20 protein-coding genes and 1 pseudogene are annotated in these 21,198 nt (G+C 55.4%); 7 read left to right on the forward strand and 14 right to left on the reverse strand.

Annotation, left to right across the window (positions count from 1 at the left end; all coding sequences use genetic code 11):
• Window positions 1-146: 146 nt before the first annotated feature.
• From Dform_RS11250 to Dform_RS06765, 5 genes and pseudogenes are all read right to left on the reverse strand, one after another.
• Window positions 147-227, reverse strand: a pseudogene (locus Dform_RS11250) (RebB family R body protein); the annotation flags it as partial.
• Between the two features lie 639 nt (window positions 228-866).
• A complete protein-coding gene (locus Dform_RS06750) occupies window positions 867-1,154 on the reverse strand; it encodes a 2TM domain-containing protein (RefSeq protein ID WP_083635385.1) in 288 nt (95 codons plus the stop codon).
• Window positions 1,155-1,178: 24 nt separating this feature from the next.
• Complete coding sequence (locus Dform_RS06755) at window positions 1,179-1,379, reverse strand: hypothetical protein (RefSeq protein ID WP_076004340.1); 201 nt, start codon at window positions 1,377-1,379, stop codon at window positions 1,179-1,181.
• Between the two features lie 109 nt (window positions 1,380-1,488).
• A complete protein-coding gene (locus Dform_RS06760; RefSeq protein ID WP_076004341.1) occupies window positions 1,489-2,631 on the reverse strand; it encodes a type II glyceraldehyde-3-phosphate dehydrogenase in 1,143 nt (380 codons plus the stop codon).
• Window positions 2,632-3,129: 498 nt separating this feature from the next.
• Window positions 3,130-3,426, reverse strand: a complete 297-nt coding sequence (locus Dform_RS06765; protein WP_145925544.1) for a hypothetical protein — start codon at window positions 3,424-3,426, stop codon at window positions 3,130-3,132.
• Between the two features lie 220 nt (window positions 3,427-3,646).
• Between Dform_RS06765 and Dform_RS06770 the strand changes: the two genes are divergently transcribed.
• Together Dform_RS06770 and Dform_RS06775 are read left to right on the forward strand one after the other, a co-directional pair.
• The gene (locus Dform_RS06770; RefSeq protein WP_076005098.1) at window positions 3,647-4,522 is read left to right on the forward strand and encodes an SPFH domain-containing protein; all 876 of its coding nucleotides are present in this window, start codon (window positions 3,647-3,649) and stop codon (window positions 4,520-4,522) included.
• A 20-nt stretch (window positions 4,523-4,542) separates the two neighbouring features.
• Window positions 4,543-4,716 (forward strand): type II toxin-antitoxin system antitoxin, encoded by a 174-nt coding sequence (locus tag Dform_RS06775; protein WP_145925545.1) that lies wholly within the window; start codon window positions 4,543-4,545, stop codon window positions 4,714-4,716.
• A gap of 115 nt (window positions 4,717-4,831) precedes the next feature.
• Here Dform_RS06775 and cbiE read toward each other — a convergent pair whose 3' ends face one another.
• The 8 genes from cbiE to Dform_RS06810 all read right to left on the reverse strand — a co-directional run bounded on the left by cbiE (window position 4,832) and on the right by Dform_RS06810 (window position 12,090).
• The gene (cbiE, locus tag Dform_RS06780; protein WP_083635386.1) at window positions 4,832-5,521 is read right to left on the reverse strand and encodes a precorrin-6y C5,15-methyltransferase (decarboxylating) subunit CbiE; all 690 of its coding nucleotides are present in this window, start codon (window positions 5,519-5,521) and stop codon (window positions 4,832-4,834) included.
• 117 nt (window positions 5,522-5,638) lie between these two features.
• Window positions 5,639-7,027, reverse strand: a complete 1,389-nt coding sequence (locus tag Dform_RS06785; RefSeq protein WP_076004345.1) for a reductive dehalogenase — start codon at window positions 7,025-7,027, stop codon at window positions 5,639-5,641.
• Between the two features lie 240 nt (window positions 7,028-7,267).
• Entirely contained in the window at window positions 7,268-9,580 is a 2,313-nt protein-coding gene (locus tag Dform_RS06790; protein ID WP_076004346.1) for an MMPL family transporter, read from the reverse strand.
• 162 nt (window positions 9,581-9,742) lie between these two features.
• Window positions 9,743-9,886: a hypothetical protein gene (locus tag Dform_RS11450; protein ID WP_192846583.1), complete on the reverse strand. Its 144-nt coding sequence runs from the start codon at window positions 9,884-9,886 to the stop codon at window positions 9,743-9,745.
• Between the two features lie 56 nt (window positions 9,887-9,942).
• Window positions 9,943-10,392 (reverse strand): SHOCT-like domain-containing protein, encoded by a 450-nt coding sequence (locus tag Dform_RS06795; protein WP_076004347.1) that lies wholly within the window; start codon window positions 10,390-10,392, stop codon window positions 9,943-9,945.
• 11 nt (window positions 10,393-10,403) lie between these two features.
• The gene (locus tag Dform_RS06800) at window positions 10,404-10,682 is read right to left on the reverse strand and encodes a hypothetical protein (protein WP_076004348.1); all 279 of its coding nucleotides are present in this window, start codon (window positions 10,680-10,682) and stop codon (window positions 10,404-10,406) included.
• Between the two features lie 129 nt (window positions 10,683-10,811).
• Window positions 10,812-11,183, reverse strand: coding sequence for a DUF2089 domain-containing protein (locus Dform_RS06805; RefSeq protein ID WP_076004349.1), 372 nt, complete (start codon window positions 11,181-11,183; stop codon window positions 10,812-10,814).
• 400 nt (window positions 11,184-11,583) lie between these two features.
• On the reverse strand, window positions 11,584-12,090 hold the full coding sequence (locus tag Dform_RS06810; protein WP_158513478.1) for a sirohydrochlorin chelatase: 507 nt from the start codon (window positions 12,088-12,090) through the stop codon (window positions 11,584-11,586).
• A 145-nt stretch (window positions 12,091-12,235) separates the two neighbouring features.
• Here Dform_RS06810 and Dform_RS06815 point away from each other — a divergent pair, with 145 nt between their 5' ends.
• The 4 genes from Dform_RS06815 (at window position 12,236) to Dform_RS06830 (ending at window position 17,737) form a co-directional block, all read left to right on the forward strand.
• Window positions 12,236-12,877, forward strand: coding sequence for a MerR family transcriptional regulator (locus Dform_RS06815; RefSeq protein ID WP_158513479.1), 642 nt, complete (start codon window positions 12,236-12,238; stop codon window positions 12,875-12,877).
• The gene (locus Dform_RS06820; RefSeq protein WP_076004352.1) at window positions 12,874-13,977 is read left to right on the forward strand and encodes a radical SAM/SPASM domain-containing protein; all 1,104 of its coding nucleotides are present in this window, start codon (window positions 12,874-12,876) and stop codon (window positions 13,975-13,977) included. Before Dform_RS06815 ends, Dform_RS06820 begins: the two co-directional genes overlap by 4 nt.
• A gap of 130 nt (window positions 13,978-14,107) precedes the next feature.
• Complete coding sequence (locus Dform_RS06825) at window positions 14,108-16,111, forward strand: TRAP transporter permease (RefSeq protein ID WP_076004353.1); 2,004 nt, start codon at window positions 14,108-14,110, stop codon at window positions 16,109-16,111.
• Window positions 16,112-16,135: 24 nt separating this feature from the next.
• Entirely contained in the window at window positions 16,136-17,737 is a 1,602-nt protein-coding gene (locus Dform_RS06830; protein ID WP_076004354.1) for a TAXI family TRAP transporter solute-binding subunit, read from the forward strand.
• Between the two features lie 44 nt (window positions 17,738-17,781).
• Here Dform_RS06830 and Dform_RS06835 read toward each other — a convergent pair whose 3' ends face one another.
• The gene (locus Dform_RS06835; protein ID WP_083635389.1) at window positions 17,782-19,029 is read right to left on the reverse strand and encodes a PQQ-dependent sugar dehydrogenase; all 1,248 of its coding nucleotides are present in this window, start codon (window positions 19,027-19,029) and stop codon (window positions 17,782-17,784) included.
• Between the two features lie 147 nt (window positions 19,030-19,176).
• Here Dform_RS06835 and Dform_RS06840 point away from each other — a divergent pair, with 147 nt between their 5' ends.
• The gene (locus Dform_RS06840; protein WP_076005100.1) at window positions 19,177-21,168 is read left to right on the forward strand and encodes an ABC-F family ATP-binding cassette domain-containing protein; all 1,992 of its coding nucleotides are present in this window, start codon (window positions 19,177-19,179) and stop codon (window positions 21,166-21,168) included.
• Window positions 21,169-21,198: the final 30 nt, after the last annotated feature.

Genomic DNA, 21,198 nt, shown 5'->3' on the forward strand with positions numbered 1-21,198 from the left:
CGACCGCAGGTATTCTTTATATTTTCGATTAATGCGCCCTGCCGTAAAAGCCCGCGACCACAATCGCCTCCTCGTTACCGTCGGCGAGCGCCCGGGAATTGGCTGTCGTAAGCGGGCGAGGAGAAAGCGGTGTTCGCCTAGTGGACGTTGTGGGCAGCGTTGGCAATCGCCTGGGATGTGGCCTGGTAGAGGTTTCCCATGGCTATAGCCGGGGCATCGCCGAGAAGTGTGGACGTGGTAGCGGCTGTCTGCGTGGGAATGGCGTCGATGAAAAGTTCGGCGGCATCGAACCTGGGAGCGGGAGTTCCGGAGACCACTTCCGCCGAGAAACTCAATTTGATGCCGTCCCATTGCGGCGAAGCCAACGAGAATTCAACGGTGTTGTTTCCGATGGTGAGCAGGGCCTTCGGAGAATTGGTCCGGTAGCCTTCGGAGTCAGAGTTCCAAGCGTCGATGAATTGGGCGACGGCAAGATGGCCCTCGATCCGATCAGGGGCCTGGGCGACAAAAAAGAGGCGGGGCGAAGCCATTTCCAGGGACAAAACGCCGTTCTCAAAAGCGCCGTGCGATACCGTCTGGAACAGGAAGAAGGATGGAGCCTGGGCGGCATCTTCTTTGGTTTTGCCGCAGCCGGCCAGGACGGAGACGATCAGAGCCACGGACGCAACCAGGCTAAATGCTTTTGTCAGACGGTTCATCACGGTTCGGCCTCAAACGGTTTTGGCGGGTATTGTAACATATCGGGCAGTGTACAAGCCCTCACCACCGGCCCTACATTTGGATCGGTGGACTATTCGGGGACGATTGCCACGCCTCCGATTGCATCGCGGACTCGCAAAGACAGTTTTGGGTTTAATCGGGTAATACTACCCGCCCCGTTTTATCCGATCAATTTCTTTTTGTATCGCCGATTTTTCGGACTGAAAGGTGGTACGGAAAACATAGACATCCAGGAAGTTCCAGACGACAAAGACGCCCCAGATGCCGAGCGGCCACAGGAACCACTTGTAGCCCTGGCCGGACAACGCCCAAATGACGATAAGCACCGCGTTAATCGCCACGTACGATCCAAGGTGGCCGAGGAACTCTCTCTTTTTCTTGACCCTTCGCTTGGCTTCTTCCAGGATTTCCTGTTCCGTCATTCCGGTATCCATGTTTTCGCCCTCTCTTCGGACTATTTAACCGCAGTCGCGATCAACACACAAACGAGACCGTTCTTCTTCAGCTTCGGCCATCCGTTCATGCTGTGTGTATCCGGCGGTGATGCTGAAATCGTCGAAAAGGCTGTAATCGGAAATAATCGGATAATCCATCGTGCTCATGTCAGTGCAATTTTCCCGGTCTGAATTGTTCTCTGTTGTTTCCCGGGACTTCTCCATGTGACAAGTTTATCCGAAAGGCAGAGAAGGTCAACCAGCCTTTAGCATAGACTTTCACCTGTACTTTCGGGGAGTTTTGACACCGAGGCGAGGGAGGTTGCAGGGGGTGCTAGAACGGTTCTTCTGCCCCTTTGTAACCCTCGTCCTGATACTCTTCCCGCTCTTCCGCCAGCGCATGACCGACATGAGTAGGCCGGGTGGGCTCGGGGATCGTCTTGGGCAGGAAGTTCTTGAGCACGCCGAGGGACTTATCGGTTTTGGCAATCGAGGCGGCGCTGTCGGTCTCGATGCCACACATGGCGCGGATGGCATCGATGTTTTCAGGTATGGTGATGGCCTCGTTGTGAACCTGGAAGACAAGGTAAAGCTCCCGCTCGTCCGCCGCCAGGGCATCCTCCCAGACCGCCACTTCCCACATATCATTGCGCGGCCGCCCGAGGTCCCGCATCAGCTCGATGACGGAGTTCAGCGCCACCAGCCCGTCCGAAGACCGGACGAAGGAGATCCTCGGCTCCTCCCAGAGAGCCTGCCGCAGTTCGGCGAGGCTGACCGGCCGATTGGTCTCCACCATGGAATAGTGGATGTGGGACAGGTTGTAGGGACCGGCGCCGGCCATGGTAGTGATGTCGAGGCCGGGGATGACGGTGCAGGCATCGGGGCCCTGGTGGGAGGGGACCTTGGTCTCGGGGATGACGGTATTGATCATGCCGTCGCGGTGGCTTTCCCAGGGGTCGGTGCCGCGGCGAAGCAGGACCGCCCGGCTGCGCTTGATCCAGCCGCGCTTATTGAGGGCGTTGTTGACCCGGCATAGGGCGGTGGTGTTGCAGGAGACGACGCGGACGAAGTCCTTGTTGACGGCCTGATCATAGTTGACCTGGGCGACAAACGACAGGCCGGTCAGTTCATGCTTCTCGGCGCCCTGGAAAATGGCCTTGACGCGGTGTTTTTCATAGAGAGGCTTGTTCTCGGCACCGATGCCCTTGGGGGCGCAATCGACGATGATGTCGCTCTGCTTGATCAGGTCTTCCAGGGAACCGGCGGTGGGGATGTGGGCTTCGGTCATCATCTGGCGGCGGTCGGGCCGGACGCTGAAGATGGGGTAGCCCCTTTCGGCGGCGATGCGGACGCGGTAGTCGGCGTTGACGGCGGTGACGCCGCTTATTTCCATGTCGTCCTGGAGCGAGACGGCATCGGCGACGCGCTTGCCGATGACGCCGTAACCGTTGATGCCGACGCGGACCTTACCGTTCATCATGCCCTCCTGAAATTCGAGTGCGTGGTAAAACACAGTCTAGCATAAGAGGATTCGGGAAAGTAAGGCGGGTGAGGAATAATCCGATAATACCAATTTCAAATTATCCAATTTCCAATGCCATGCCGATCCGGTCTGGGTATAGTGGAATCAGATGTCTTCTTGGGCAAGGCGGGCGGGTTAAAAACCCGACCCTACGTTTGGATCGGGGTACTATTCGGGGAAGATTGCAACAGCCCGATTTCATCGCGGGCTCGTAAAGACATGGATGGAGGGGTCGGGCGGGGAGGATGGAATAACGATAGATTCCGGCTTCCGCCGGAATGACAACATGAAAGGGCAACCGCGAGGGCGACGCGTTCGCGATCGCCCCTACAAGAACGTTGGCATCGTGCTGCCCTCACCCTAGCCCTCTCCCGCCGTCAACGGGCGAGGGGATAACCGATGGGACGATTGCCACGGAGCCGATTTCGTCGCAGGTTCGTTAAACCCCTTGGACTAAGACAAAGCCTGAACGGCGACCTCGTACATATCAACCTCGGGGTTCGCCGCATCGATATTTCTCGCTGCCGCCGACCTAAGCTTGTTCGCCTCTTCTGAACTCGATTGCATATCTTTTTCAGTAGCCCACATGGTAATACCAAGGTGTCGACCGGTCTTGCGATTAACCAGCAGCAGCCCGCCTTTGAAGCCGGGGAGTTTCCGAGCCTGGGGAAGCATGCCGTCGCGGAAATCCTTGACCCCCTGTTCGATTTTATCAGAAGCGCTTTTCATGACCGTGACTCTTGCAAACATAGATTCCTCCTCTCCTGATTTTGAGTATTTCATTTGAAGCATCAACAGATTCAGATAATCGGGCAAATCCGTATAATGGATATCCAAACAATTATTTGCTCCCGCGGGGGGGTCAAGGCAATACGTAGAAATACCTATTTCAGGGCATTTCCGGAACTATTGACAAGCACCTGATATGATATTATTATGATATCATTTTGATATTATGAAAGGATCGGAAATGGAAAAAACCGTCAAAGCCTTGCCCGGGTACCCCATGCTGATCACGGCGATCGTCATCCTCGGGCTATCTATCTGGCTGATGGTAGCCTACACCGCTAATCCGAACGTTGCGGAGATTATCCTGTTCGTCCTGGGTTACCTGGTATCGGTTTTAATCTTCGCCGGGCTGTTCGTAGTCAACCCGAACGAAGCCAAGGTGCTGATCCTCTTCGGCAAATATACCGGGACGGTGCGCCAGAATGGCTTCTTCTGGGCCAACCCGTTCCTGACCAAGAAAAAGATCAGCCTCAGAGCCCGGAACCTTTCAGGACAGAAGCTCAAGGTAAACGACAAAGTCGGCAACCCCATCGAGATCGCCGCGGTTATCGTGTGGCAGGTCAAAGACACCTTCAAGGCCAGCTTCGACGTCGATAACTACGAGGATTACGTCATTATCCAGTCCGAAGCCGCCGTGCGCCACCTGGCGCAGCAGTACCCGTATGACTCGTTCGAAAACGAAGAGCAGGAAGAGGGCCTGACCCTGCGTTCCGGCGCCGACCAAGTCAACAGGCTCCTAGAAGCCGAACTCCAGGAGCGCCTCAGCCGCGCCGGTGTGGCCATCATCGAGGCCCGGATCAGCCACCTGGCCTACGCCCCTGAGATCGCCGAGGCCATGCTCAGGCGGCAGCAGGCGACAGCAGTGGTGGCCGCCCGGAGCCGCATCGTCCAGGGCGCCGTCAGCATGGTCGAGATGGCCCTCAGCCAACTGTCCGAGCGCCACCTGGTCGAACTCGATGAGGAACGGCGGGCGGCCATGGTCAGCAACCTGCTGGTGGTCCTGTGCTCCGAGTCTGCCGCTTCGCCGGTGATCAATGCGGGAACGCTGTATCAATGATCATGGCGCCGGATGATGAGATGGCTAAACCCAGGCGCAAGAGCTTTCTGCTACGCATCGACGAGCGCTTGCTGACCGAGCTTAACCGCTGGGCGGACCAGGAGTTCAGGAGCCTGAACGGGCAGATCGAGATGATCCTGCAGCGGGCGGTTAATGATCGGAGAAAACGCCCTGACGAGTTGGGCCCGCGATAGCGTAAGATACAACTAAGCGGATATAGACGTTAAAAACCTGACGAGGAAATTCGGCGAAATCCCAGCGGTCGAAGACGATTCTTTCCTATCAACGAGGCTCCGCGGGCCTTAGAGTCTATCTGTGTCCCTGATTTTTGACGACCATCACGGAAGTCAGGCGATAATCGGTGTCTTTTACCTCGGCAAGGGTAGTCGGGTGAATCTGTTCATCTTCCATGGTCATATATTCACATACGAGCACCGGAGTTTCGGGGGCAAGCCCGTGTTCTAGCAGGTAAGCCGCCGTCTCTCGCGGTACCTGGGTTTCATTGGTCAGAGCCAGCAGGTGCCGACCGATCCTAAAACTGTCTACCAAAAATTTCAGCTTTCTTTGTTTCTCAGCTTCACGGCCATCATGAAACGAAACCAATACTGACTCATCCAGGCAGATGCGCGCTGCCGCGGCCGCGAACTGAGCCGCCCCAGCGGATGGAATAATCCGGATATCAAAACCATCGAATACTTCGAGGACCTGCGCCAGGCTGGAAGACACGCACGGATCCCCGACCCTCAGGACAGCGACCGTTTCTCCGGTGGTTCGCGCCTGTTCAGCGGCATCTTTTTCTTTCTGGAGATAGTTCCTGGTTTCCTGGAAAAACAAGGTTTTCCCTTTTACGAGGTCTTTCACCGGCTTAAGCGACCAGTCCCAAGCCAGGATGAGATGTGATTCCTTTATGGCTTCCTCCGCCGCATGGGTCAGCCACTTTGGCGAACCACCAGGTCCTATTCCAACGATATAACAGATTGGCATTCGATGTTGAACCATTCTTTCCCCCCAAAAATAGCCTGTTAATGATAACAGGTTCGACTGAGAGACACCTCAAAATTTAACAAGACAGAGGCAGCGATCGCTGCCTCTGTCTTGACTTTAACCAGATCACTATCAGTAATTATAACCGACGGTGCCATCAACGCCATAGATCGGCGGGCAGGCATCCCAGAAGCTGGCCGGATCTTTGAGGCCGTAACCCATGGCATCGTCCATTTGACGGAAGAATCCGTTGAAGACAGAAGTTGTGGAGACGACGCCTTTTATGACGTTGTGAATACCGGCCTTTTCGTATTTGGTGAAGGTGCAAACCGAAAGGCAGGTGCCGGCGTTGCAGGAATCGGGGAGAGACTGGTAAGCCCGGCATTTGCGGGAATCTTCAAACCATGCCTTGTGTCCCGGATTGTTCCAGGGACCGCTGACGTCCCAGGTCGGTTCAGTCTCCGTGGAATGCGCGCCTTCAATACAAGCCTCAGCACATTTTTTGCAGGTCTTGCAGAACTGGAGGAAACCCGCGTTGATTGGCTGGTCATCCGGCAGGGGAATATCGGACACGTAGCGGAAAATACCGACTGTCGGTCCCCACTCCGGGGTGATCATCCGGTTCATGCGCCCCATTTCCCCGAGACCGGACATGACGCCAAAGGCAGGAGCGATACCGGTACCGTTACCGCCTTCAGAAAGCGCGTAATATCCAAGCGAGGTCATGAAACCCTGGAATTGTTCCTGGATCAACTGGGCGCGTGGGTAGCGGATCTGCACCTGTAACGGATAAGGATTGCGCTTCCACAGTTCCTGGCTTTCCTGGTTCACAATGGTTATCACGGACTTGCATTTGTTGGGATAGACCTGTTCCTTGCCCGCGGTATATGAGGGTACATCTACATCCGCAAAGGTGTACTTCTCCCTATTATTTGGGCCGTATTCATACATCAATTTCATAGTCGTATTGGTTTCAAGCTGCGTGTAACCGATGCTTAAAGTTCCGTTAAACCTCAAGAATGTACGAATCACAGCGGCATTTTCTTCGGCGGTCCCTACCCATTTAGGCACGCCGAGTTTCTCCGGAGTTGAAGCGGTTTTCCAGGTCTCAAAACCATTTGAGGTCAAACCGCGGCTGGCGTTGCCGCTGAAGGCGTAATCCCTGGCGGTGTAACCGGGATCCTTGGCGGCTTTGTGAGCCAAGGTAGCCTCAGCTTTGGCAGCGGCGCGTCGATCTTGTTCCGCTTTATCAATATAGGTGGCCAGGTATTCGGTGCCCTTGCCGCGCATGGTGTTGCCTTCGGAAAACTTTTTCATGTTCTGCCAGTCAATTTCGGTTGTGGGGGTTTCAACGGTCTTGCACCACCATGGCCTTTTTGTGCCAGTGCCCGCGGAAGCCATCTCATCGAGATCATGGAAGGTTGGAGCCACGAGAGACGCGGCGCCAACGCCGGCACCCGCCATACCGATTGCCTTCATGAAATCCCGGCGGCTGAGTGTGGAATGAAAATTACTGCCCATTGAGACCCCTTTCAGTATTTATTACCTTATGGTTATTATTTAACCTATCACATGATAAACCATGGATGGTTTGATGTAAATAAGCATTTATGCGTATTTTTCGTTAACGTGTGGTTAATATGGTGAGGTCATGAATCGTATCTACCGGAACTTTCTATAACCTCATTACCCACTCGGGTAAATTGAAGGGGGCGGGTCTTGCGACCCGCCCCCTTCGAACAATAAAAGAGGAGGAGAAATCTAGTACCCGCGGTTGATGATCTCGGACTCGTCCACGGTGACCGGGACCGGGGCGGGGACCAGGCCGCGGGGCAGGCGGGGAGCGGGAGCGGTTTTGATGGCTTCAGGCGCTTCATCAGTCTCACCGAGGGAGACATTGGGCAGCCAGTTGAGCCACTTGGGCAGATACCAGTTGGTTTTGCCCAGCATGGTCATGGTGGCAGGTACCAGGACGCAGCGGACCAGGGTGGCGTCTACCAGGATGGCGACGGCGAGACCGAAGCCCATCTGCTGGAACATTGTCATATCGCCCAGGGCGAACCCACCGAAGACGGCAACCATGATCAAAGCGGCGCCGGTGATGAGCTTGCCGGTTGAGCTGAGACCGAAGGCCACGGCTTCAGAGGTGTTGCCGGTCTTCAGGTAGTGCTCACGGACGCGGCTCAACAGGAACACCTGGTAGTCCATGGACAGACCGAAGAGCAAGGAGAAGAGCATCAGGGGCAGCCAGGTCTCGATAACATCCACCTGAATGAAGCCGAAGAGCGAGGCGCCGACACCCTTCTGGAAGACCAGGACGAGCAGGCCGTAGGCGGCGCCGACGGAGAGCAGGTTCATCAGGATGGCGGTGAGCGGGATGACCACGGAGCGGAAGGCGACCATCAGGATGATGAAAGCCAGGGCCAGCACGAAGGCGAAGATGACGGGGGTATAGGAATCTGTGGTGGCGTTGAAGTCCAGGGTGCTGGCGGTGCCGCCAGTAACCAGAGCCTGGGCCTGGGTGTCACCGAAGGCAGCCGGGATGTAGTCATTACGCAAGGCCCTGACGGCATCCATGGATTTCAAGGAAGCCGGGTCACCGGACAGGTTGGCGTAGATGATGGCCAGGTTCTTATCGGCATAGGAGACGACGTTGGCCGAGCTGAAGCTGTCGTCGCTGCCGATCGAAGCCAGCAGTTTGGCGATGGCGGCCTGGGTGGCGGAGGAATCGATGTCGCCGTCGACCACGATCCGGGCGGGATCATCCATGCCGACATGGAAGTCAGCCTGGAGAACCATGAAACCTTCCTTGGCGCGGAGATCATCGGGCAGGCCGGAGATGCCGGAGAAGCCGGACTGTTTGTCGAAGTAGGGGGTCAGGGCGGCGATCAGGATACCGGCGACGATGACCATGCTGACGAGGGGTTTGTGGGTGACGACCTTGACCAGGCCAGCCCAGAAACCGGTGACCCTGTGCTCGACGGCTTCATTTTTCTCGGCGCGGGCGGTGAAGGGCATGCGGATCTTGTTGACCCGGTCACCGAGGAGGCTGATGATTGCGGGCAGGATGGTCATCGAGGCGAGGACAGCGCTGACAACAACCATGATCGAACCCAGGCCCATGCTCTTGAAGATGGACAGGGGGAAGATCAGGAGGCCGACCAGGGCTAGGACGACGGTCATGCCGGAGAAAAAGATGGCCTTGTTGGCGGTGCGCGAAGTCACGGCGATGGCCTCAACCTTAGACAGGCCCTTCTTGCGCTCCTCGCGGTAGCGGGAGACGATGAAGAGCGAGTAGTCGATACCCACTGCCAGACCCATCATGGTGACCATGTTGGTGACGAAGAATGACAGACCCATCAGGTGGCTGGTAAGGCCAATGAGACCCAGGGCGGCGACAATGGCGACGACACCCAGGGCGATGGGCAGAAGGGCAGCGACCAGGGCGCCGAAGACGACGGCCAGGACGACCAGAGCGACCATGATACCGATGCTTTCACCCTTGCTCATGGTGTTCTCGGCGAGGGCCATGGTGTCGGCATTGAAAGAAGCGGTTCCGGTGTAATAGACCTTGAACTGGCTGTTGCCCGCAGCCATTGTGTCGCCGATGGCATAGACCTGGTCGATGTAATTCTCAGCTTTATCGACCATAACCAGCGGTATCATTGTTGAATGGCGATCGGCCGAAACCAGAGATGCGTCGTAGGTCATGTAGTAGTGAACGCCGCCCAGGACGATCTTATCTCCCAGACCCATGATGTCGGCATACAGCTTCTCGATGGCGGCCTGGTATTCCGGGGCGTCGACGGTGAGCGCGTCTGATTTCAAAATGATGATTTCATCTTCAGTTGGCGGGGTACTCTCATCGGTTGGATTGGACAGCCTGTCGGTAATCAGGGTGTCGGCCTGCCGGGACTCGGGATTATTAGTGACATCAACTTTGGTTACAAGATCATTCCCGGTGACCAAGAAACCGACCGCCGCGATGAGACCAACGACCCACATGCCGATGGTGAGCCACGGCCGGCGAGCCGAGCCTCTAGCCAGACTTGAGATACCATTGACCAGATTCATTGCTTTCCTCCCTTTAATTGTTCGCCTATATCTTAAAATGGCAACAGTTCACCCATAACTGCCTTATGAACGGATTTTCACTGGCGGGGGTGGGGGTTTTTAAACTAGCCGAATGGGCAGGCCGTTGAAAAAGTTACCGAGCGCAAGGCTTTTGTACCGGATTCAACGTAGGGACTGCCCCAAGAATACCGGCCAGATAATGATCCCGATGACGCCTTTCCAGAATGAAAGGTCTGCAAAGCCGATGGTAAACAGCCAGCCGATGAACCAGATGGCACCACCGCAGGCTCCTCCACGTTTGTCCATGTTTTTCTCCTCACAATTTTGAAAAATTTAAATTTCGACCCAGCCTGCGGCTAATGTCATTCAGCGAAGACCCGAACTTTGCCTTCACCACCGTCGATATCCACTTCGAGCTCAGAAAGAGCTTCGATCAGATCATCGATATCCTCGTCCTTGATATTTTTGATGTTAAGATTGATGCCGCGGCAGCGGAGCTCCTCCTCCACCTTGTCCCCGGCTTCGCGGGGGATGAGGGAGGTAAACTTCATGCCCGCCCTGATGAGGCTGACCGGTACACGAACATTCACCCGTTCGGGACCTTCACCATGATGCCCTTGCGGATTATCCACCATCACGCGGAGGTACTTTACCTTGCAGCCTACCCGGTTCAAGATCTGTTCCACGGGTTTTTCATCTGAAAAGGACGAACTACCCCCGCGGTCGATGGCCGAAAGGAGCCTGGTGGCTTCGTCGACGGTGATCTTCTTGGCGTCGAGCATTTCGAGTATCTTTTTACGGTTATCAGACATATTTCTTCTCCTTAAACAAAATCAAGCAACAGGGCTTTTTGTCCGGTTTGGATGTCCATTTTCAAGCCGCGCATGGCGAAAAGCACCCGCCAGATATAGGGACCAGCCATAATCAGAGGGCGCGCCCTGCCTGCCGGCACCAGGAAAATGGCGGCGATGAGTATAAAAGGAAGGGCAATAAGCATGAGAGCCAGCAAAATTGGATATATCAGAAACCACGGAAGCCAGAGCCCAACGAACTTTTCACGCGAGGGAATCCTCAGGTGTAACAAAAGGGGCGGCCAATTCATTTTCACCCTCCTTCTAGGCGAACAACCCTTCGAGCCATTGCCAGATCTCCGAGATATGGGTCAGAACAAACACCACAAGAATCAATGAAACTACGAAAAGCAGGAATCCGAAGCAACCGCAGCCACCTCTCATGAGAGTCTCCTGACCGCCTCTTCAGCAGTGATTTCACCTCGTTCCAGCATGCCTAAAACATCTTCTTTTTCCGGTTCCGTTTGCACCGCCGGCTCGAATTCCACCATCTTAAGCTTGCCAGCCAGTTTGTCCAGCCGGTTCTTCACCGTAGGGTAGCTGATGCCGAACATGCGCTCCATATCCTTGATCGAGCCATGGGCGCTGATAAAAGCCATGACAAAAACCTGGTCATCCGATTCAAGTTGCGCCAGAGGGGGCAGGGCGAACTCACCCTCGATGGCAATCCCGGAATCCGCGAGTTTTACCCTCTCGACGACAATCGAACCCCCACCGGTAAGCCTGGTAAGTTCGGTCCAATCTCTAATCATTTTCAACTCCACTTGGCGGCGACTTTAACTTTTATGACCTTATTATAGCCTGCTTTTTGATATTGTCAATAGTCTTTTCAATAATTTTTATTTCTTTGGTCGTTGATATTGATTTTATTGATTTATAAGCTTTTGCCGAGCACACGCCTTTATGAATACAAGCCTACACGGAAACCTCATCAAGACATGATTATTGCGGGCGGGTCCAAGACCCGCCCCTACGCCTCGTTTCTTGGGGGGAGGATGGATGGAGCGGGCGAGCGGCCGCTCGCCCCTGCAAAAAACAAGTCCGCTCATGGTTCATTTCGCCAGGCTCAGCCCAGCAAAGGCTCCCCGACTTCATCGAGGGGCGAGCACCACGAACGGACTTAGAAGCGCAGGATAATACTAATGAACGGCGCTAGACAAACCGGGTGATATGTTGCTTAAGGAAGGCGGCAATCTCAGCCTTATCATAGGGCCATGCGTATACCGTTTCGATCCTGGGGTGATCTTCCTGGAAGATTCTTATGGCGGCTGGGATCTCGGCTTCGGCGTGTTCGCCGCCACGGGTCATCATGGGAGTGGCAACAATGATTTTTTCAGGGCTTTCATCGGCGGCGATTTCAAGCGCGGTGGCTACATCCGGAGCGCAGAATTCGTTGTAGCCGACAACCACCTTGAAGCCGGTGGCCAGTGAAAGTTCGGAGGCCAAAGCCTCGGATGCCGCATAAAAGGGGTCATTGGCGGCGGTACGGGGCCAATTCTTGATTTTCTCTTCCAGTTCGGCATACCTAGGATTGACCACGGCGCCGTGACCCCCTTCCCGCTTCATCTTGCCATAGATAACGAAAAACTCGGAAAGTTCCTGGCGGGGAAAATCGGTGGGGGGAGCGCCATGCATCACGAGAACGATTATTGTTTTCATAACTCCCATATTAGCATAAAAACACCCGGTCTCAACCCAAATATAAGTGTCTTTGGCAATCATAATTGCGTAAGACTACTTATTTCAGTTCGGTCTTAAATTAGTTTATAATATGTTTTATGAGATTTTTACAGATTTTTTTGGCGTGAACGAAGACCTGCTTACGATCAGCGAGGCCGCCGACGCTCTTGGGGTCAGTGAGCCGGCTCTGCGTACCTGGACCGACGAGGGACAGATCAAAGCCTTCGTAACGCCCGGGGGACACCGGCGGTATCTCAAGTCCGAACTCAAGAAATTCATCGGACTGAATCAAAAACGGTTGGGAATCAAAAGCCTGACCGAAAAGCTGGAAAGCACCGCTGCCCTTCACCGGGAAATCGGAGCCACCATGGCCGCCACAGACCCCTGGCGTGAGCACCTCGATGAAACCACCCAACTGAGGTTCGGGGACCTCGGCAGGCGGCTACTCGGATTATTGACCCAATGCGTCACCAAACCCTCCAGGCCGGAGGAAACCATAGATGCCGCGAGAGAAATCGGCCGAAGCTATGGCGAATTGACCAAGCATCTCGAAATACCGGTGGGGGCTTCGGTCCGCGCTTTCATCCAACACAGGCAGCCGATGCTCACCGCTACTTTCGACATGATGAAGCGGGGCGAAGTAACCGAACGCCAGATAGCCGAGGCAATCCCACTGGTCGACCGGGCTATGGATGAAGCCCTGATCTCTCTGGTCGAGGCTCATGAAAGAACGACTCTTATCACAGGCGAGGAAACTCACGATTGAACAACGAACTTGCACCCGCTCCTCAACTTGTTGCCTGGGAAATCACTCGAAGCTGTAACCTTTCCTGCGCCCACTGCCGGGCCTCGGCGCAAAGCGGCGGTTACGAAGGCGAACTCTCGACCGAAGAGTGTTTCAAACTGGTCGATCAAATTGCCGAAGTGGGGAAACCGATCCTGATCCTGACCGGCGGCGAACCTCTTCTTCGCGGAGACGTCTTCGACATCGGCAAATACGCCATCGGTAAAGGGCTGCGAGTGGTGATGGGGACCAACGGCACCATGGTCACTGAAGAGATCGCTTCCAGAATGAAAACTGTGCCGCTTTCCCGTATCAGCATCAGCCTCGATTATCCAACCCCCGAGCTCCAGGATGAATTCCGCGGCGCCAAAGGAGCCTTCGAGTCCGCCCTGGCCGGGATAAGGAATGCCCAGAAGGCGGGTATTGAAGTCCAGATCAATATGACGGTGACCCGGAAAAACGCCGAATATCTGCCTGCACTCGTCGGCCTGGCGCTCGAACTCGGAGTCGCCGCCTTCCACCCGTTCATGCTGGTGCCCACGGGCCGGGGCAAAGGTCTGGCTCAAGAGGAACTGTCGCCCGACGATTATGAATCCACGCTCAAATGGATCTACCAGAAACAAAAAGAACTAGGGGACAAGTTGAATTTCAAGCCGACCGACGCCCCCCATTATTACCGGATAGTCCAGCAGTGCGGCGGCACGGTCAGTTTCGGGCACGGACATCGCCCGAGCCAAGGACAACAAACGGGCCATCAGGGCATGAACGCTCACACCAGAGGCTGCCTGGCTGGTACCGGTTTCTGTTTTATCTCTCATACCGGCAAGGTCCAGGGCTGCGGGTACCTGGACATCGAAGCCGGTGATATTCGCGAGAATACCTTCTCAGAAGTGTGGAACGAATCTCCCCTGTTCCGCGAAATCCGCGATCTATCGAAACTCAAAGGCAAGTGCGGTCGTTGCGAGTTTAAAACAGTCTGCGGCGGCTGTCGGGCGAGAGCTTACGAAACCAGCGGCGATTACCTTGCGGCGGAACCTTATTGCGCGTATCGACCTTCAGGTATTGCTGCAGGTACAAACTGACTAATTGGCGGAGATATCAAACCCAACAATGGCGACAGTAGCCAATCGAGGATCAAAAATCCCCCTTAATCCCCCTTTTCCAAAGGGGGAAAAACAAAACGCTGGCGGAGGACTTTCTCGATACAACTATATGCCCAGGACAGTAAAAGCCGTCTTCCTGGCCATGCCGGTTATTGCCTCTATTCTTTTCGTCATCCACTGGTTTTCGATACCAATTTTCGGCCACGTCCTGGCCGGTACTGTCTATTCATACCTGCTCTACGCCATCCTTGGCCTGAACATCTTTCTTGGACTGGGCGCCACCAAAAAACAGAACCGGCAAGCCCCGCCGTGGTACGACTATGTGCTGGCGGTAACACTGGCAGGCATCGTCGTCTTATTCATGTTCAACATCAACGACATCACCTACCACAACTGGGACTCGCCGCCGAATAATTGGGTTTTCGCCTCGGCGGTAACGATCAGCTTGCTTGCCATCGAAGCCGGCCGGCGGGTTGGGGGATGGGGATTGGCAGCCCTACTTGTGTTCTCCATGGTGTATCCGCTGTTTTCATCGAGTCATTTCCTGGCCAGCCACTTCGGCGGCGTGTTTTTTGGAGCGTCTTTTCCCTTCAAAGAAATCGTCAGCTCGTTCGCCTTCGGGGCGGACGGGATGCTCGGTATCCCCGCCCGGATGCTGGGGGAACTCATCCTTGGCTTCTTTCTGTTTGCCGGGCTGATCATGGGAATGGGCGGCGGAAATTTCTTCATGAACCTGGCGACGTCTCTCATGGGCAAGGTGCGAGGCGGCCAGGCCAAGGTGGCGGTCCTTGCCAGCGGCTTTTTTGGCAGCATAACGGGCAGCGCCATGGCCAACATCGCCGGCACCGGCTCATTCACCATACCGGCGATGAAGAAATCCGGCTTCGCGGCGGAAGACGCCGCGGCTATCGAGGCTTGCGCCTCATCCGGCAGCGACTCCATGCCGCCGGTGCTGGGGGGACTTGCATTCTTCATGGTGGCCATCTTCGGTGTCGATTACGCCAATGTCGTCGTGGCCGCTTTCCTGCCGTCCGTCCTGTTCTATCTTGGCTTGCTGGTACAGGTCGACGGTTACGCCGCCCGGCACAACCTGCATGGATTATCGGGCGACGCCATCCCTAAATGGTGGAGGGTTTTACGGGACGGCTGGGTGTACGTGGCGGGTTTAGGCGTTTTGGCCTTCGGGCTGGTATACATGCGCTGGGGGGCGATAACGCCGGTGTACGCAACGGTTGTAGTAATCGCGCTTCAGATGATCCAATGGGCCCTCCGGCGAGTTGTACCGACCAAAACTGCCCGACCGTCAATTAAAATCAGCGCCGGCAACGCCTGGAAAAGGGCTGAAACCGGGCTGGTCCAAACAGCCGGCCTGATCAATTACGTGGTGGCTATCTTCATTGGGATGGGTCTCCTACTGGTGGGTCTTCTAAAAACCGGGGTGGCAGCGGGGCTGGCAGCATGGATAATCAGCCTGGGCGGAGACAATTTGTATCTCATATTATTTATCTGTCTCGCGTTCTGTATTGCCATGGGCACTTTCGGCCTGGAACGCACGGCATACATTTTTCTGGCGATCATCGCGGTCCCGGCGATAGTGACGCTCAGCAAAACGGCGCCGGAATTCCAGGCGGCAGGGGGCATCTCCATCATCGGCATCAACCTGTTCATAATTTCTTACTCAAACCTGGGCGGCATCACTCCGCCCGTCGCGATCAACGCCTTTGTTGCGGCCAATATCGCCGGAGCCAATCCTATGAAGACTGCCTGGATAGCCTGCCGCATGGGCGCGGTCCTGGCATTTATTCCGTTCTTCTATGTGCTGCAGCCCTCGCTGCTGATCATTTACACGCCCTGGTGGCAGACGCTGATCCATTTCGTACAGGCTTTCACCGGGGTCTGGCTGCTGTCATCGGGACTGGCGGGATATCTGGTTAAGGTCGGCCAACTCAACCGGATTTCAAGATTCTTGCTGATTCTCGGCGGATTCTCCCTGGCTTTCCCGCAACCGGCGGTATTCGGCGCCGGCCTGATCATCAGCCTGGTCACGATCGCCGTTACAATTCTGCAAAAGCCTACCGGCTCGGTAGAAATGCCTGAAGTCATTGGTCCCTAATAAATCTGGCGGAGGATGAGAGAGATGAAACCAATCTGGCGTAAACTGGCTGCTGTTGCCGCGGTTGTCGTAGCGGCGGTGATGTTGTGGGGTTGCGGCGGGAACGCGATTTACAATTCGACATCACCAGCCGGGACCGCCTTTAAGTGGCCGGACGCACTGCTCTTCGCCGCCACGGGAGATTCCGGGCAGGCAAAAATGGTCTCGTGGGCTTCAGCCATGCAAAACGGGCTGAACGGGCCGTTGATCCGGGTGGTTACCGAAGCCGCCTGGACCAATACCTACAAAGATATGAAAGCGGGCAAGATGGTCCTTTCTCAGTGCGATAAAGTCACGCTGGCTGACGACATCGAGGCTAAAAACGAGTATGCCATGCCTGACGGCGGTCCGTGGATGGCGAGCATGGTCTGGATCGACTCGCTAGCTTCCACCGGATTTTTGGTCCGGGGCAATTCCAGCATGTACAAGCCGGAGGACATCAAGCCTGGTACAAGGATCGCCATCTGGAACAACCAGTCAGCCACAATGTCGCCGTTCCTGTCTCTGCTTGCCTGGGCTGGTGTTTCGGAAAAAGATATCGTCTGGGTTAACACCGGCGATTACAACGCCTGCCCCAGGGCGGTGGTCGAGGGACGGGCGGATATCGCCATGGCAGCTCCCGTTACCCCTGCGGTCATGGAAGCCTCGGCGGCCCCATCAGGCATCCGATACCTTTCGATGAAGCCCGCCGAGAACCCCAAGGGCGCGGCAGCGTTCCTGGCGATCAGCCCGATGTATGATTTCGCCCCGATCACCGCCGGGCCGGCGAGCACCATAGGAACGTGGGCGATTTCGAGCTACAAGTATCTCGCCGCCGATGTAAACACCGATGCGGAAATGGTCTATCGGCTGGTCAAATGGCTCGATGAAAATTACTCTTCCTACAAGGATGCCTACGCTTCGAATACCAACATGACCTTTCAGGATGTCATCTCCGCCCTCCAGACCACCTTCATGCCAGTTCATCCGGGCCTGGTCAAATACCTCAAAGAAAAAGGCGTCTGGAACGCGGATTATGAAAAACGCAACCAGACGAACATCGCCCTATTCCAGAAATGGGTCACTGGCTACCAGGACGCGATGAAGCAGGCGACGGCTAAAGGAATCGACATCAAAGCCAACAATCAAGACTGGATCCAGTTCTGGGAGAACTACAAGAAGACCAACGCCATCCCGCTTTTGCGGATGCACGTGAGCCTCACGCAGGATGCAGCGATCACTCTGCCGGGCGGTTATGTCCCTCCAACCACTACGCCTCCACCACCAACGACGACAACCGTACCCCCGGTTACGACTGCCGCCGCCGTGCCGATACAGGTGGTCAGTATCTCCGATGCCCATCCGGGCGACGACGTTACCGTGACCATCAAAACCACACCAGGCGCTGAAGTCACCATTCTGTTCACCATGCCCAACGGCACGAACAGTACCCTTCCAGCGGATAACAAGAAGACCGCCGGCGCTGACGGGCTGATCACCTGGACGTGGAACATCAACTCCCATGTGCCCGCGGGCGAGGCGACTTATACTTTCACCGCCGTTTTGAATGGCCGGACATCGACGCTGTCGCTGAAAAAGACAATCTAGCAACAAAATAAAGGGGGCATCGCTTTCGCCGATGCCCCCATCGACTACACCACGATCTTAAAGACCTTGCCGGTTTCGCCGCTGGGACCGGCGTTATCGGCCGCCAGGACGTAGACTTCCCCGTCTGCGTCCTGTCCAAACGACCTCAGCAATGTATTCATTCTTCCTTCGCGGCCGTTCTTTACCACCGCTTCCTCGAAGGTCCACATCTCTGCGGACTTCCCGAGGCGACGCGCGACAAATATCTTGCCGGTGGGATTATCAGAATTGTCGCTGTAATCACCAAAAATGTAGGCGCCATCCAGATCGGGAAACGCTGTGCCACGGTACACATAGCCTCCGATTACTGAAGAACCTATACCTCCTGCCGAGGCATTCTGGTATTCGATTATCGGGCGGATAAGGGGTTCATTCCTGGAATTCACCCGTGGTGGCGGCAAGGTTTGCAGAGTTCGGGGATCGTCAGGGTCAAAACCATGGGCGCCTTCCATCAAATTCCAGCCGTAATTTCCACCCCTGACTACGATGTCGACCTCTTCCCATTGGTGCTGCCCGGCGTCACCGGCAAAAAGTTCGTGGTCTCCCCCCATATCGAATGCGATGTGGAACGGGTTGCGCAACCCCCAGGCAAAGATCTCGGGCTTTCCATCACCACCAGAGAAAGGATTGTCCTCGGGTATCCCGTAAGGACTCCCTTCGTCGACATCGATCCTAAGGATCTTCCCCAGCAGTACATCCGTATTCTGGGCGTTACCCCCCGGGAGATGCCCCCGGCCTACGTCATTGGCGCCGCCGCCATCTCCCAATGGGATGTACAAAAACCCGTCCGGTCCGAATGCGATCTGACCTCCGTTGTGGTTAAATTCGGGTTCGTCTACCTTTAGAATGATCTTTTCTGATTCCACATCCGCCCGATCAGGATCAGTAGAGGAGACTTTGAACTCGGAGATATGACTGGTATGATCCCAGTCTGAAGGCGCGCCGGACCGCAGGGACGCAGAATAATAGACGAAAAAGCGACCATTGTCTTTGAATCTCGGGTGAAAGGCGAGACCCAGCAAGCCGCGCTCATCGTAACTCGAGTTTAGCTTTATCATTCTCTGCGTTAAATCAAGGAACTCCCTCTTTTCCCCTTGCGATTTCAGAACGGAGATGATCCCAGTTTGATCGGCAACGAACAATCTGCCACTCCCGTCAGGGGCTTCGACCAGCGCTATAGGAGAAACGAAGCCGGAGGCTATAAGTTCAAGAGAAATTTCGGGCGATTCAGTGTTTGTAATCTTCGAAGCCATCAGTTGACCCGCCTTCCACATAATTCACTGAATTCAACCTATACCGGTTTTTGGCGTTATTCAATCCGTATGACTACCTAATTTCACCATTCCCGTAACCGAGGGATTTCCCAAACTCTCATTCCAAAGCTATAATTGTTCGTTTCAATGCTCACCCTGAACAACATTTCGAAGTCTTTCGGCGCGCGGAGCCTCTTCAGCGGAGTGACTTTTCACATCGGCGCGCGCGACAGGACGGCTCTCCTGGGGCCTAACGGGGCGGGGAAGACGACTCTGTTCTCGATTATCGCTGATGAACAGACATCAGACGAAGGATCTGTCACCAGGCCCAAGGATCTGACTGTCGGCTATTTGAGGCAGGAGGTCGACAACAAGTCTGCCAGGCCTCTCCTGCAAGACGTGATCGCTTCCGCCGGACATATCGCAACTCTGGAACACCGGATCAGGCTGCTCCAGGAAGAGATCGCCCAAACCGTAACGAACGAGGAACAGGCGCCGCTGCTCAGGGAATTAGGAGAGCTGCAACACCGTTTTGAGACCAGCGGCGGCTATGACACAGATCACGACGCAAGAGTAATCCTGACCGGGCTTGGTTTCAAGGAAAGCGACTTCACCAGGCCGGTATCGGTCTTTTCCGGCGGATGGTTGATGCGGGCGGAGCTTGGCAAGATACTTTTGCAAAACCCCGACCTGCTGCTCCTCGACGAGCCTACCAACCACCTGGATCTCGAAACGCAATTATGGTTTGAGAACTACCTGACCCAATACCAAGGCGCCGTACTGCTGACGTCTCACGACCGCGCTTTTCTGAACCGCGTCGTAGGCAGGGTGGTGTCTCTGGAGAACGGCAGGGCAAAGGTGTACACCGGGAACCACGACGATTTTGTCGTGGCGAGGCAAAAGGAGATAGAGGGGATCGAGGCGGCAGCCGGCAGGCAGGCGGTCAAGATCGAAAAGGAAACGCGGTTCATCGAACGTTTCAGATACAAGAGCTCCAAAGCCCGGCAGGTGCAGTCCCGAATCAAGGCTCTCGACAAGCTGCAGCGGGTCGAGGTGCCGCGGCTGGTAAAGAAGATCAAGTTTTCATTTCCCGAGCCGCCTCGTTCCGGCGAAGAGGTCATCAGTCTGCGCAAAGTCAGCAAGGCCTACGGGGAAAAGACAGTTTACGCGGACCTGAGCCTGTCCCTGCGCCGCGGCGACCGGGCAGCGCTGATAGGACCCAACGGCGCCGGGAAAAGCACCCTGCTTAAAATACTGGCGGACGTCCTGCCCTTTGAACGGGGCGAGCGACGGTTAGGCTATAACGTCACCTCTGCCTACTACGCGCAGCACCAGCTCGACCTCTTGAACAGCGCTAACACCGTCCTGGAAGAACTGCAACGCGTCGCCCCGAAGGAAACAGAGCAGCGGCTGAGAGCGATTTTAGGCGGCTTTCTTTTTGCCGGAGACGACATCCAGAAAAAGGTAAGCGTGCTTTCCGGCGGCGAGAAAGCCCGGCTGGCGCTCTCAAAGATGCTGACGCAACCCGCCAACCTCCTCCTCTTGGACGAACCGACCAATCACCTTGATATAGCTTCCCGCGAAGTCCTGGCCGACGCCCTCGAAAGCTATCAAGGCACACTGTGTTTCATCACACACGACCGCACCCTGATAAGCCAGACGGCCAATAAGATAATCGACGTCCGGGACGGCCATGCCACCGTCTTCGACGGCAGTTATGAAGAATATCTGTATCACCAGGAATCATCAGAGGCGCAATCAACCGCCTCGGATACAAGACAGCTCTTAAAGCCGGTTGCAGCACCTGAACCGGCCATGGATCCACGGAGGCGAAGGTCGGCGGCGGGTGAAATCAGGAACGAGTTCAACCGCAGACTAACGCCCATCAAAAACAGGATTGCCCAGATTGAGGAAGAACTGCAGCGGGAAGAAGCAGAGCTGTCAGGCATCGAAACCGAATTTGCCAATCCCGGAGCCTACACCGACTCACAGTCAATAGTAGGGCGGATCGACCGCCATAAAGCCCTCAAGGACAGCATCAAGCGAAGGAGCGAAGAATGGGAAAAACTGATGCTGGAAGAGGAAGAACTGCGGATTGGGCTGCAAAACGCGCTGGCGCTTCTGGAGGGAGCTTTATAAAGCCTTCGGGATATCACATTCGTGATAAAA

The organism is Dehalogenimonas formicexedens (genome assembly GCF_001953175.1).
GTDB classification, from domain to species: Bacteria; Chloroflexota; Dehalococcoidia; order Dehalococcoidales; family Dehalococcoidaceae; genus Dehalogenimonas; species Dehalogenimonas formicexedens.